Source organism: Halobacillus sp. Nhm2S1, from assembly GCF_019599545.1.
In the GTDB taxonomy this organism is placed as follows: Bacteria; Bacillota; Bacilli; order Bacillales; family Halobacillaceae; genus Halobacillus.
Genome location: NZ_JAIEZV010000002.1, coordinates 285,534 through 299,346, shown reverse-complemented (window position 1 = coordinate 299,346; position 13,813 = coordinate 285,534). Strand labels below are relative to the sequence as shown.

10 protein-coding genes are annotated in these 13,813 nt (G+C 44.9%); all 10 read left to right on the top strand.

The features are described 5' to 3' along the window. Positions 1-30: 30 nt before the first annotated feature. The gene (locus K2225_RS08020; protein WP_220584266.1) at positions 31-1,254 is read left to right on the top strand and encodes an ABC transporter substrate-binding protein; all 1,224 of its coding nucleotides are present in this window, start codon (positions 31-33) and stop codon (positions 1,252-1,254) included. Between the two features lie 332 nt (positions 1,255-1,586). Further along, complete coding sequence (locus K2225_RS08015) at positions 1,587-2,795, top strand: acyl-CoA dehydrogenase family protein (protein ID WP_220584265.1); 1,209 nt, start codon at positions 1,587-1,589, stop codon at positions 2,793-2,795. A gap of 159 nt (positions 2,796-2,954) precedes the next feature. Next, complete coding sequence (locus K2225_RS08010) at positions 2,955-4,181, top strand: hypothetical protein (protein ID WP_220584264.1); 1,227 nt, start codon at positions 2,955-2,957, stop codon at positions 4,179-4,181. Positions 4,182-4,215: 34 nt separating this feature from the next. Then, complete coding sequence (locus K2225_RS08005) at positions 4,216-5,892, top strand: sigma-54 interaction domain-containing protein (protein ID WP_220584263.1); 1,677 nt, start codon at positions 4,216-4,218, stop codon at positions 5,890-5,892. 2 nt (positions 5,893-5,894) lie between these two features. Beyond that, entirely contained in the window at positions 5,895-6,803 is a 909-nt protein-coding gene (locus tag K2225_RS08000; protein WP_220584262.1) for a ketopantoate reductase family protein, read from the top strand. A gap of 315 nt (positions 6,804-7,118) precedes the next feature. Further along, positions 7,119-8,267 (top strand): acyl-CoA dehydrogenase family protein, encoded by a 1,149-nt coding sequence (locus tag K2225_RS07995; protein ID WP_220584261.1) that lies wholly within the window; start codon positions 7,119-7,121, stop codon positions 8,265-8,267. Positions 8,268-8,315: 48 nt separating this feature from the next. After that, positions 8,316-10,280, top strand: a complete 1,965-nt coding sequence (locus K2225_RS07990) for a TRAP transporter permease (protein ID WP_220584260.1) — start codon at positions 8,316-8,318, stop codon at positions 10,278-10,280. Positions 10,281-10,301: 21 nt separating this feature from the next. Continuing rightward, positions 10,302-11,309: a TAXI family TRAP transporter solute-binding subunit gene (locus K2225_RS07985; RefSeq protein WP_220584259.1), complete on the top strand. Its 1,008-nt coding sequence runs from the start codon at positions 10,302-10,304 to the stop codon at positions 11,307-11,309. Between the two features lie 19 nt (positions 11,310-11,328). Next, on the top strand, positions 11,329-12,972 hold the full coding sequence (locus K2225_RS07980; protein ID WP_220584258.1) for a long-chain-fatty-acid--CoA ligase: 1,644 nt from the start codon (positions 11,329-11,331) through the stop codon (positions 12,970-12,972). Beyond that, positions 12,947-13,813: a 3-hydroxyacyl-CoA dehydrogenase family protein gene (locus tag K2225_RS07975; RefSeq protein ID WP_220584257.1), complete on the top strand. Its 867-nt coding sequence runs from the start codon at positions 12,947-12,949 to the stop codon at positions 13,811-13,813. Before K2225_RS07980 ends, K2225_RS07975 begins: the two co-directional genes overlap by 26 nt.

Sequence of the window (13,813 nt, the reverse complement as noted above, 5' to 3'; positions counted from 1 at the left end):
AGAAAACACCAAACCATGGGAGGATCCAAAATGAACTATATAAAAATGTCGGCTTTTTTAATGGTACTGTCTGTATTACTGGTGATGAGTGGTTGTATTGATAACCCATCGAATCAAGCTTCCAGTGAAGGTGAAAATCAAACGGAATCAGAAGCTCCCGAAGTGGAAGAAGGCGAAGAAGTGGTAAATATCGGCTATAGTGGGCCTTTAAGCGGTCCGGCAGCTTACTACGGAGAAAGGACGTTAAACGGACTGACGATGGCGGTAGAAGAAATCAACAACAATGGTGGGTTTGAAATTGATGGACAAACCTATAAATACAACCTTGTGTCTTTGGACGACAAGTATCTGCCGAATGAAACGGCTGCCAATGCTAAACGTTTATTACAGGAAAATGATACACCCATCATTTTTTCACCTCACAGTGGAGGCATCAAGGCGATGCAGGTGTTCAATGAACAGGAGAATTTCTTAATCGGCGCTTATACGAGTGAACCAGCGGTAACAGAAGAAGGGAACACATTGACGGTTCGTATCCCACCAAGCTATGCCGGTTATTTGGATCCATTCACAAGCTATGCGATGGAAAACCATGGGACGAAATTAGCTGCGCTACCTACAGCATCTCAGTATGGGAAAGACTGGACGGAAGCTCTCGTACCATACTGGGAAGAACAAGGTGGGGAAGTCGTTTATAACTCTTCCATCGATTTTTCCAAGGATACCGACTTCTTTACCCTCGTCACCAATGCTTTGAAGGAAGAGCCGGACGTGTTGTTTATCGGTGGACCATCAGAACCGACAGCGAAAGTGGCGAAGCAGGCCAGGGAGCTTGGATTTGAAGGTGGGTTCATCATTATGGACCAGGCGAAGCTTGATGAAATGGAAAGTGTTACCGGATCCTATGAACAGCTGGAAGGATCTGTTGGTGTCACACCTCTTATCCATTCTGATTACCCAGGCACCGATCAATTCATCGAAAAGTACAAGGAGAAGTATGGTGAAAACCCTGGATCTGAAGCTGGCTATCACTACGTAGCTATGAATGCCTTTATGGAAGCGATGAAAGCTGCAGGCACAGTTGATGATCCTGAAGCCATCCGTTCTCATATGCAGGACGGCCTCGATGCCCTGCCGGAAGAAAAGCAAGTGTACACGATAGAGGAGATTGGAGAAAATGGAGGTTTTTCCACTGCTCTGCGTATCGCAGCGGTTGAGGATGGAGAAGTCGTTACGATCGATGTCGATGAATAAAAGGTATAAAAGTCTGATTAGACAGAAAATTATAAAAAGTATATAATAGAAAGACATTCACATCTAGAAAGACGGACTCTTTCATGACCCGTGGATGATGCTGATGACAAGATTATGAAATTTAAATAACTGAGAATCTATGCCCCTGAGGGAATGACGTAGATCGGAGCCAGTTATATCAAGATTTCTTTGATATGGCTGGCTTTTGTTTTGGGATGATAGATAAAGAGTTGATTCAAGAGTGAGATTCATTTCGTATACCGTGGGATAACAGACCCGAATGGAAACGGGAAATTTGAAAGAATGATAGAAAATAATTGGAGGGGTGCAAGGTGAACTTTGAATTGTCACAAGAACAGGAAATGGTCAGGCAAGTGGTGCGTAAATTCGTAGATCGGGAGATTCAGCCACACATTCAGGAATGGGATGAACGAGGCCACTTTGAATCTTCTATTATGAAACGGCTGGCGGACCTTGACTTAATGGGGGTCTGCATTCCAGAGGAATACGGTGGGAGCGGGATGGATTATAATACGCTTGCGATTGTTTGCGAGGAGCTTGAGCGCGGGGACACGGCCTTCCGGACAGCTGTTTCTGTTCATACAGGGTTAAACAGCATGACACTTTTACAATGGGGAAATGAAGCCCAAAAACAAAAATACCTCATTCCTCAGGCAAAAGGAGAGAAGGTGGGGGCTTTCGGTCTGACAGAACCTGGGGCGGGATCTGATGTTGCTTCATTAAAGACCACCGCTGTCAAAGAAGGGAATCATTATATTTTAAATGGTCAGAAAACGTGGATCTCTCTTTGTGATCATGCCGATTATTTCCTCGTTTTTGCCTACACGGATAAAAGTGCTGAACATAAAGGTATTTCTGCTTTTATCGTGGAAAGAACCATGCCTGGGTTTACATCGAAAGCCATCAAAGGGAAATTGGGAATCCGTGCTGGGAATACCGGGGAGCTGTTCTTTGATCAGGTGAAGGTTCCTGAAGAAAACCTGCTGGGAGAAGAGGGGGAAGGCTTCAAAATTGCGATGTCGGCTCTGGATAATGGACGCTTTACAGTAGCCGCCGGTGCCTGTGGTCAAATCCTCGCCTGCTTGGAAGAAAGTGTCAAGTACTGCCATGAAAGGGAAACGTTTGGAAGAGAAATAGGCAAACATCAGCTGGTTAAGCAGATGATTGCAAAGATGGAAGCCGGGTACCACATGTCGCGGCTACTTGTATTTAAGGCAGGGGAGTTGAAGAATCAAGGGAAGAGAAACACAAGGGAAACATCCCTTGCCAAGTGGCAGGCGTGTGATTTTGCCAATGAGGCTGCCAATGATGCCGTTCAGATTCACGGCGCTTATGGGTACTCCAATGAGTACCCGGTTGAAAGATTCTTGAGAAATTCGAAGGCGCCTGTCATCTATGAAGGTACAAGGGAAATCCACACGGTTATGCAGGCGGATTATGTTCTTGGATATCGGTCTGATAAGCCTTTATCTAAGGGATTGCCGGCATGGCCCTATTCGCAGATGAAGGAAGAAGTATAACGATTTCCGATGAGGAGCGGCTTTTGGAAACCAAGTTTGATCCTTGCCATGTGCGGCACATACCTGTTTTACTTTTTTATTCCCTTCCCTCCCCTATTTGTTTTATTGTCTGTTTTGTGTTTGCTGGTTTATTTTTATAGTGTTCTGGCAGTCAAGGGAATGGCGAAGGTGGTTACGTTGACCTTGTTCGTCTTAGCTTTAGTGATTAATGGTATGACCAAATCTCAGCCAGTGATCACAAGTCTTGAAGGCATTCAACAGAACCTCCCTCTCTTGGCTTTGATTTTGCTTGTTCCACTGCTTTCCATCCCCCTAAGAGCGGGAGGGTACTTTCATTCTATTAAATTTTTCCTGGAAAAATGGGAAGACCGTCCGAGGCTAGCTTTTTTTGGCCTTTCCAGTTCGCTGGCGTTGATCAGTCCTATTTTGAATATGGGTTCTGTGAAAATTGTTCACGAAATGGTAGAAGAGCTTAAGATCAACCCTGTCATTCTTGGTAAATCCTACTTGATAGGATTTACCTCTTCCATGCTCTGGTCTCCTTACTTCGCGTCTGTAGCCATCGTCCTGTATGAGGTAGGAGGGCAATTCAATCAATATATCGCTCTTGGTTTGACGGCAGCTCTCATACAGTTGGTGATCGGAAACCTGCTGTTCAGGCATTCGTCGAAGAAGATGGGACCTGGGAAGGAGCTGCGGGATAAAGGAGCAAAAGCAGGCGAGAAAGAGGAAAGGGAAGAAAAAGCTCATTTTAAAAATTTGTGGAAGATTTTTTTCATGATTATCAGCATGATTTTCAGTCTCCTCCTATTCGAATATGTGACGCACATCTCTATGCTGACGCTGGTCAGCCTTATTGCTGTGATCGTCCCGATAGCATGGGCTATGCTCTTTCATAAGTGGGGGAGGCTTCAGCAAGAGTTTAAAGGATACATTGAAAAAATCTCAGTCATGAACCACGAAATCACATTGTTTTTAAGTGCCGGTTTATTCGGCTTAGCGATTAGAGATACCGCTTTTTCCGCTTACCTGCAATCCTTTTTATTGTGGAATGCGGAACAATCGTTGTTATTTTTTGTCCTCGTCATATTTATGGTGGTTCTGCTCTTTGCACTGATCGGAGTCCACCAAATTGTGGTGATTCCGATTTTAGCCAGTCAAGTGTCTGGTATTAATATAGGATTCTCTCCAGAGTTTCTGGCGCTTATTTTCATTATGTCCTGGTCATTATCCGCGGTTTTGAGTCCGTTAAATGCGATTAATATTATTGTCAGTCACTGTTTACAAAGAAGTGGTTTAACCATCGGATTCCGCTGGAACGGGACGTATATTATGAGTATCATCAGTGTGTTGATGGCGGTCATAGTCTTTTATGGGTTTTTATAACACTTATAGTTGATAAAGAAGAGGCGGTGAACCAATGATTCTCATAGATTTAGTCGATCAAATCCCCTTTCCTGCTATGATTCTTGACGGGGAAGAACGTGTGCTGTCTTTTAATGAGAAAATTAAAGCTGGAATGTCCACAGGATCTCATGTGAAGGAAATCTTTCCTTCGTGGGACATCAAAGCAGATTCCAAACTAGTGACAGCGGAAAATGGAGACATGCGTTATGTCTTTATGAAGAGTCCACTGGAAGAAGAATGCGATTTATTCATCGGAACCGAAACATCCGAAATCTCTGCCTTGAAAAATGAAAATGAGGACTTAAAGAAGTTGACCCGTGAACTTGATGCGATCATAGAAAATTCCTATGATGGCATCTATATCACGGATCAAAAAGGAATCACCTGGAAAACCAACTCAGCGATTGAACGAATCACCGGCATACCGAAAGAGTATTACATAGGCAAGAATGTAGATGCCCTGATCAAGCGGGGCATTCTGAAAAGTTCTGTCACCCATCGTGTGGTCAAACAGAAGAGAATCGTCTCACTCGTTCAGGAGAATTATGAAGGCAAGGAAACATTGATTACAGGGGCGCCTGTGTTTAATGACAACGGAGAAGTGGAGAAAGTCGTTACGAATATCAGGGACCTTTCTGATTTGAATGAACTGCAGACAAAGCTGAGCAGAATGAATCAGTTGAACGACAAATACAAAAAAGAGTTGGACCTGCTGAAAAATCGGAAGTCAAAGATGGACGGAGTGGTGGTCAACAGTGAATCCATGAGAATGATCTATGATACCGCTGAACGGATTGCTCATGTCAACGCCACTGTCTTGATTCTGGGAGAAACAGGGGTGGGAAAAGATATCCTTGCCAAATATATTTACTCGGAAAGCGCTCGTTCCAAAGAAGGGGATTTCATCAAGATCAACTGTGGAGCTATTCCTGGAGATCTGCTCGAATCCGAGCTCTTCGGTTATGAACAGGGGGCTTTTACGGGTGCCAATCGTCAGGGGAAGGCTGGAATGTTTGAATTGGCAGATAAAGGTGTTCTTTTTCTGGATGAGGTCGGAGAACTGCCGTTAATGCTTCAGGTTAAACTTTTAAGAGCTTTGCAGGAAAATGAAATTCAGCGTATTGGAGGAACAAAGCCAAGGAAAGTCGATGTGAGAATCATTGCTGCCACCAACCGTGATTTGAAAGAGATGGTTAGGGAGGGTGATTTCCGTGAGGATCTGTACTATCGACTGAATGTGCTGCCAATCTCCATTCCACCCCTGAAAGATCGACGTGATGATATTCTCCCGCTGATCGACTTGTTTCTCAAACAAGTGAATTACCGGTACGGGATGAACAAGCGGGTGGATTCCAATCTGCACGATTTCTTTTTCTCTTATGACTGGCCGGGAAATATACGGGAGCTCTCCAATTTAATTGAACGACTGGTGGTGACCACACCAGAGGACTTGCTGAAGGCCGAACATCTGCCCCCGGAATATCAGGAGACAAAGCACACAGCGATCGCACCGAATTCTGTTGTCCCTTTAAAAGAAGCTGTGGAGCTTACAGAATCAAGAGTCTTGGAACTAGCTGCCTTAGAGTATAAAAACACCTATGAAATAGCAAAAGCGTTGGAGACGAGCCAACCTACGATCGTCCGAAAACTGAAGAAATATAACATACAAGTATCCAGAGGAGAGGAATAGTTATGAACATAGCGGTTGCAGGAGCTGGTGCTGTCGGGTGTTATTTTGGAGGACGGCTTGCGAAAGCGGGTTATGATGTCACGTTTTTAGCGAGAGGGGGACATTTGGCTGCTATGCAAGAGAATGGACTCAGGATTAAAGAAGAGGCGGAGGAGTATATCATCGAGAGCAGGTTTACGGACGACATCCGTGATCTTTCGGAAGCGGATCTCGTACTGTTTTGTGTGAAATCCAATGATACAAAGAGGATGGCCGATGCGTTACAACCCATTCTGAAAGAAACAGCGGCTGTCATGACCTTGCAGAATGGTGTGGAAAATGAAGAAATCCTCGAAGAAGTTTTTGGTGCAACGCGTGTTTTATCAGCTGTCACCTATGTGCAGTCATCGGTTGTGTCTCCAGGTGAAATAAAACAACAAGGAAGAGTCAAATTAGTGATTGGTTCTCTCTCCTCACAGACAGAACTTGCTTCGATCATCGACCTTTTACAAGCGGCAGGCATCGACTGTGGAGAATCCAGTCATATTATGAGTAGAAAATGGAATAAGCTGATGTGGAATGCAACGTTCAATCCACTCTCTGCTGTTTCTGGTGCACGTGTGGGAGAAATCCTTGAAGATGAACAGTTGTATAAAACAGCAAAAAAGATATGTGAAGAAGTGGTGGAGGTTGGAATTCACAAAGGACTTCCGATCGATCCTGAAACGACCATATCGAAAATTTTCTCCCGTGCTGAATTTGCAAAGCAGCACCAGACGTCGATGCTGCAAGATCGCCTTCGTGGAAAGCCTATGGAAGTAGAGGCGATGTGTGGTTACATAAGAAGGCAGGGAGAGCTGCTCGGTGTGGAAACGCCTGCGAACCAATCGATCTACAGTGTGTTGAATTATATGAATCAAAAACTGATATGAAGCTTGAGGAGCTCCCTCCATATAGTCCCCAGGGTCTGGGCGGTGATTGATTCAAAAATGAATCGCTCCATACAAATACGAATCAACAGATTCCTACAAAACTCCCGATTGATTCATTAGTGAATCGAAAGCCCTGTGAACAAGGTTTATACATTTTAATCTTTTTTACCCGATATAAAAAAATTTAAACGAATGAACCCTCTGGGAGTCTGCTTATGCAGACTTTTTTTATTGGAATTTTATTGTGATTGATAGAATTGGCATGGAAATTGCATGTATATAAGTGTAGACCAAATCATGAAAGGATGTTTTGAAATGACCGTAACGATTGCAGATGAAATAGAACAAATGAAAGTAATGATCCGAAATTTTGTGGAAAACGAGGTAGAGCCTTACGCTCAACAAATCGAAGACGAGGATGCCATTCCTCCTCACCTGGTAGACAAAGCTAAAGAATTGGGATTGTTTGGGATGAGCATTCCGGAAGAATATGGCGGAATCGGTTTAAATACAGTCGGAAAAGCGGTTGTATTAGAGCAATTAGGCAGAACACACAATGGATTTGTCTCTTTAATCAGCGCACACACAGGGATCGGGAGCACAGGTTTGGTTAAGCTCGCTTCAGAATCTCTGAAACAAAAGTATTTGCCTGAGATGGCCACCGGAGAAAAAATTGCAGCTTTTGCCTTGTCCGAACCAGGGGCAGGATCAGATGCAACGAATTTGGCGACACAGGCAGAGAAGAAGGGGGACCATTGGGTCGTCAACGGGACGAAACACTTCATCACGAACGCACCTGTAGCGGACGTATTTACTGTTTTTGCTCTAACGGACCGTGAAAAAGGAGCGAAAGGGGGCATTACAGCCTTTTTGATCGAGAAGGACTTCCCGGGGCTGATCGTAGGAAAGAAAGATAAAAAAATGGGGCTGAGAGGTTCTTATACGGCTCAAGTCATCTTTGAAAACTGCATTGTTCCTGAAGAGAACGTCATCGGGGAAGTAGGGATGGGATACATTAATGCTTTGAGAATTTTAGGAGAGGGACGGATTGGACTTGCTGCAAGAGCGGTAGGATCCTGTGACAAGCTGATTGAATTATCAGCGGGTTATGCCAAGGAACGCATCCAGTTCGGAAAGCCGATTGCAGACAACCAGGCCATCCAATGGATGTTAGCCGATATGGCTACGGAAACAGAAGCGGCCCGAACGCTAACGATGATGGCTGCAGGAAAAGTGGATGCAGGTAAAAAAGTCATTAAGGAAGCGTCGATGGCCAAGCTGTTCGCTTCTGAAGTCTTCAATAAAGTCGCAGATAAGGCTGTACAGATTCACGGAGGGATCGGCTACATTGGTGAATACCCTGTAGAACGCTTTTACAGAGATGCCAGAATCACTAAGATCTATGAGGGAACAAATGAAATCCAACGACTTCTCGTAGCTAGAAAAGTGTTGGAAGAAAATTAAACCCCTTTTTGTAAGCCTTTTCAATAAAGGGAGTTGGAGGTGAACGTTATGAATCGCCAATCAATAAAGTCTGAAAAACTGGACACAACCATTACAGAAAAGCCCGCTTACGTGCAAACACTGTGGCAGGAGCGGAAGGAACGGTGGAATGCTCCAAGGGTTTTCATTCTGATGATCAGTCTGCTTGCCATCGGCTTGTCCATTTTCCATGTGTACACAGCAGGTTTCGGTACATTGCCATCCTGGCAGCAGAGGAGTGTTCACGTCTTATGGGCATTGCTTCTGATCTTTATGTTGTTCCCTTTTAGAAAGGGGAAGAAGTTCGGGGTGATGGACGTTTTGGTTGTCCTGATCACTTTAGTCACTGCTTATTACATGATTTCAGGAGCGGAGATGATTCAAAGCCGGCAAGGCAATATCAATCAGAGTGACGTCATTTTCGGGACTATTTTTATTGCGCTGGTCCTGGAAGCCACTAGAAGGACAAATGGGATTCTGATGTCTCTGATCGGCTTGTTCTTCATTGCCTACATCTTCTTAGGCAGGTATTTCCCAGGAGCTCTTGCTCATCCTGGCGTGCGCTATGAAAAGATGGTGGATCATATGTTCAATGGGACCTTGGGAATTTTCAGTGCTCCCATCTATGTCAGTTCCACTGTGCTCATTTTGTTTGTCATTTTCGGTTCCTTTCTAATGAAGTCAGGAGGCGGTCAGTTTTTTACAGATTTTGCTTTTGGATTGTTCGGTAATAAAACTGGTGGTCCTGCGCTTTCTGCGGTAGGTTCCAGTGCGCTGGTTGCTACCATTACAGGAAATGGAGCGGCAAACGCAGCGATTACAGGTTCCTTTACGATTCCTTTAATGAAAAAACTCGGTTACAGCAAACGATTCTCCGCAGCAGTTGAAGCCGTGGCGTCCCAAGGAGGGCAGATCATGCCGCCGATCATGGGGGCCTCTGTTTTCATCATGGCCGAGACGATTGGAATTCCTTATATCCAAATTGCCCTCTATGCCCTCATTCCGGCGGTCGTCTACTTTTTTATTGCAGGCATGGTCGTTTACTTTCATGCCAAACGTTTAAAGATGGAAGGTATTCCTAAAGAACAGCTGCCTGACCTTAAAGCTGTTCTATTGAAGCAAAGCTATTTGTTTCTGCCGATTCTATTAATCATCGGTCTGATGATTTATGGATACAGTCCAATGAAGTCCGGGTTCTATGCCATTCTAGCCACTGTGCTGCTGAGTTGGATCCGGAGTGCAACTCGAATGAGTCTGCTTGATATCCTGGCAGCGCTAGAAAATGGAGCGAGAAACGCCCTTGTCGTAATCGCTGCCTGTGCAACTGCCGGAATTATTGTGGGTGCTGTGTCCTTAACAGGGCTTGGCATCACGTTTTCAAGGTTTGTCATTGATGTCGCAGGTGGATCGCTGATTTTGCTGCTCGTTTTAGTAGCAGGGGCCTCCATCATCATGGGTATGGGCATGCCGACCGTCTCTGCCTACGTCATTCTCGCTGTTTTGGGCGCACCGGCGTTAATTGATTTAGGGGTAAACGTCGTCGCTGCTCATATGTTCGTGTTCTACTTTGGCGTCTTATCCGGATTGACTCCACCTGTGGCTATTACGGCTTATACGACAGCGGGCATAGCCGGATCAAACCCTACAAAGACCGCTTTTTACGCGATAAAAATCGGATTGGGTGGATTTTTTATTCCTTTCCTCTTCGTCTATAATCCTGAGCTGCTTCTACAAGGGGGAGACACCACACGGATTGTCATCGCTGTTTCAAGTGCGTTCTTAAGTTGTTTGTTTTTCGCAGGGGCACTGGAAGATTATTTTCTCGGCCCGTTACATTCCTTGAAAAGGTTGTTATTGTTTGCAAGCGCCATTTTGTTGGTGATGCCGGGATTAATGGGTGACTTGGTCGGTCTTGCCCTCGTCATCTTTCTAATCATCTGGCAGAAAAGAACCACATCCTATGTGGCTGAAAACTCAAAGCAAATGAGTGGATAACTCAAGAAGGGTGGATATTGAATGAAGAAATATATGGGCTTTCTATTGATTGTATTGTCTTTCGCCTTAGCCGCGTGTGGGAGCAGTGATGCGACGTCTGGTGATTCCTCTGATCAACCATCTGCACCGGACAAATTTCTGAAGATCGGAAGCGGTCCAATGGGGTCTGGATGGTATCCGATTACGACCGTTATGTTGGATGTTTACATGGATGGGTTTTCTGGACTGAATGTCTCTCAGGTGGAAGGTGGTTCAACAGCGAATCTGAAATCTTTGGAAGTCGGAGATATTCAACTGGGTCTGAACTATACTTCTGATTTCACTGCCGCCTTAGATGGCAGCGGGGGTTTTGATGAACCGTTGAGCCAGCCGGCTGCTGTAGGGTCTTTGTATCCGGTTTATCAAACGATTGCTACGACGACCGATCATGAAGATATCAATAAAATTGAAGATATTGTTGATCAGCACATTTTCCTTGGTCCAAAAGGAGGCGGGGGCCCCGTTGCGTTCTGGAACATGATGGCGGAGTACGGAATCGATGAAGAAACCATCAATGAAGCAGGAGGAGAGATCTCTTACGGAAACTATTCCGATGGATCTTCAATGCTTAAAGACAACAATGTGGATGTTTTTGTTGGAGGCGGTGCTCCATTCATTCCAGCCCTGCAGGAAATAGAAATCACCAAACCTATTAAAGTCCTTCCTATTGATGCAGACAAGCTGAAAAGCATTGAGGAAAAGGGAATCGGGATTTCTTCGGGCGACATTCCAGCCGATACTTACAAAGACTTGAGTGAACCTGTTCCTACTTACACGATGGTTACGATGATGACAGCCCGGAAAGATCTGGATGAAGAGTATGTGTATAACATGACGAAAATGTTCTGGGATAACATCCCGGCCTTTGAGGAGCAGATTCCAGGAAGAGCCGCCCACTTTACGGTGGATACGGCATTGGATGGGATTGATCCGGAATCCCTGCATCCAGGTGCTGAGAAATATTATAAAGAAGTCGGAGAACTAGAGTAATAAGGAGGGAGGAGTCAGATTGAAATCTTTCGAGAATCGGAAATGGTACGAGTTTTATACTCCTGAAATGAAGAGAGAGTTGACCTTTCCCGACGTTCCATTGTATAAGCTATTGGATCAAACCGTGGCCCAATATGGAAAAAGAACGGCCGTTGTATTTGAAGAACATGAAATGACTTATGAGGAATTGAAAGATCAAGTGGACCGGTTAGCTGGGGCGTGGGATGCTCTGGGGTTTGCTAAAGGCGAGCGTATTGGCCTGATGATCTCCAACCATCCTGAATATATTATCGCTTATTATGCTGCTCAAAAGCTTGGGTTGATCGTGGTGCAAATTAATCCCCGATACACGGCAAGAGAACTTTTGCAAATCATGGATGACTCTGAGATGAGTTACTTAATTACGGAGAAAGAACAATTCCCGATGGTTGAAGAACTCAAAGAGATGAAGGAGTTGAAGCATTTATTACTAGCTGGAGGGAGCGGTGATGACCAAAGGTCCTTGTCTTACTTGATCCAGCGTTCCGCCCCTATCACAAGAGATGTGGATATTTCTATGAAAGAGGATGTCGCGGTCATTCAGTACACAGGAGGCACGACAGGAAAGATGAAAGGGGCTATGCTTACTCACCATAATTTAGTCGCTAATGTCGTGCAAAGTTATGCCATGTATGGAGAGAAAATGGTGAAAGGCGAAGAAATGGTGTTAACAGCTACCCCTCTCTATCATGTTTACGCGATGACGAGTGCGATGAATCTGGGAATCTATATCGGCGCAACGAATCTATTAATTCAAAAGTTTCTCGTTGACGATGTATTGGAAAAAATCAAGAAGTACCAGCCGACGTTCTTCCCTGGAGTTCCCGGGATGTATAACGCTTTCGTCAATCATCCGGACGTAGAAAAATACGGCCTGGACTGCTTGAAGTTCTGTTCCAGTGGTTCTGCCCCGCTTCCCATAGAGATTATTAAGCGTTTTGAAAGTTTAACAGGAGCTGTTATTGGAGAGGGATTCGGTTTAACAGAAGCTTCTCCCTCCACGCATCGAAATCCTACCAGCGGGGTGAGGAAAGTGGGCAGCATCGGGATTCCACTGCCCGGGACCGATAGTAAAGTCGTGAACGAAGATAACCAGGAACTCCCGGAGAACAGTGTGGGGGAACTGGTCATTAAAGGACCTCAGATCATGAAAGGGTACTGGAGAAAGGAAGACGAAACGAGCCATGCTCTAAGAAACGGTTGGCTTTACACGGGAGACTTAGCGATGACAGATGAAGACGGCTATTTCTATATTGTCGGTCGGAAAAAAGAAATGATCATCAATGGCGGTTTCAACATTTATCCGCAAGAAATTGAAAGCGTTTTATATGAACATCCGGATGTCAAAGAATCAGCGGTTATAGGGATTCCCCATAAGGAAAAAGGGGAAATCGTTAAAGCTTATGTCGTAGCTAAGGAAGGACATGATCTTGATTTAGAAGAATTAAAAGGTCACTGTTACCGCAACTTAACCCGTTATAAAGTACCGAAGGAATTTGTGGTTACCCATGAGCTTCCAAGAAACACGGTCGGGAAGCTGCTGAAACGTAAGCTTGTGGAGGAAGAAAAAAGAAAACGATTGAAGGAGGAGACCCCGAATGGAATCCAACAATCCTATTCATAAAGTGGCTGTGATCGGCGCCGGAGCGATGGGATCGCAGATTGCTATGGTCTGTGCTTTGCAAGGTCATCCTGTCTATCTGAATGACCTCGATCCTCAGCAATTAAAGCAGGCTGAAATTGAGCTGAAAAAAAGAATGGAGCGAAGCATCGAAAAGAAACGGCTGACAGAGGAGCAAGTAAACGAAGCTTTTCATCTTCTTGAGCTTGGAACAGAACTTTCCCACATTCACGATGCAGATCTGGTCATTGAAGCGGTCGTGGAGAAGCTGGATGTAAAGAGGGACTTATTTAAGAAGATAGATGAAGTGACGGCTCCTCATGCCATTCTAGCAACGAACAGTTCGACGATCGTCAGTTCTAAAATGGCCGATGTGACCACACGCCCAGAGCGGGTATGTAATCTCCATTTTTTCAACCCACCACTGGTCATGGAACTTGTTGAAGTGGTGAAAGGGCCGCATACATCGGAGGAAACAGCCGAGAGAGCATTCCAATTTGTTGAAGGGATCGGAAAAACCCCGGTCATGCTTCAAAAAGAAATTTCCGGATTTATTGCGAACCGCATTCTTGGAAAGCTGATGGATGAAGCCGTCTACTTACTGGAGAATGGCTATGCCACACATGAAGAAATCGATACGGTCTGTACAAAAGCATTGAACCATCCGATCGGACCGTTTTCGTTGATGGATCTGACGGGCATCGATGTGAATTATTTCGTTCGTATGCAGCGTTATGAGGAGACCGGAAACGAGAACGATCGGCCGGCAAAAATTGTGGAAGATAAAGTGAAAAAAGGAGAGCTTGGACGTAAAACTGGACAAGGCTTTTACCAATATACCTGA